Below are 687 nucleotides of genomic sequence, written 5' to 3' on the forward strand. Positions count from 1 at the left end.
CGCCGAGATGTCGATCGCCGCCACGTCGGCGAGCAGACCGCCGGTGCCGGCAGCGGCGTCCTTGAACAGCTGCGTCTTGGAGGTGTCGATGGCCAGCGTGCCGACCTTGTTGTTCACGCCGTCATAGGACGAGACCAGGTTGACCAGGGTGGCATTGCCCGACAGCCAGTTCTGGCCGTTGAACGAAGCCGAGCCGGCGGAGCTCTTCATGCCCTCGATGTTGGCATCGAACTCGGTCTGGATCTTCTGCAGATCGGCACCCGGCTGCGAGGCAGCCACGAGACCGGCCTTCATCTTGTTGAGGTAGGTCAGGGTCTTGTCCATCGCCGACGAGAAGGTGTTGATCATCGCCTTGGACTGGCCGATCGAGTCCCTCACGGCACTGAGAGCGCCGTTGTCGGACTTCATGCCGGTGGCGATCGACCAGTACGAGGCGTTGTGCGACGCCTCGGCCACGCGCAGACCCGTGGAGATCTGGCCCTGGTTCTTGCTCATGGCGTTCTGCGTGGCTTTGAGGGCCTGCAGGGCGGTCATGGCGGACAGGTTGGTATTGATTGAAGACATGTGCTTCTTCCTTGAAGGATGGGAGTGTTCAGGGAATGCCGGAATTGAACCGGCCCAGCGGAGGGGCATCATGCCTCGAGCAAAGCTCGATCCGCTGTTCACATGACATCCGGGCTTGACCGG

At 62.0% G+C, this 687-nt stretch carries 1 protein-coding gene; it reads right to left on the minus strand.

Annotation, left to right across the window (positions count from 1 at the left end; all coding sequences use genetic code 11):
• Positions 1 to 564, minus strand: a 564-nt coding sequence (locus ACUXUR_RS26780; protein ID WP_445505387.1) for a flagellin N-terminal helical domain-containing protein, incomplete at its 3' end; no start/stop codon positions are given.
• Positions 565 to 687 lie beyond the last annotated feature (123 nt).

Source organism: Microvirga medicaginis (assembly GCF_052658925.1).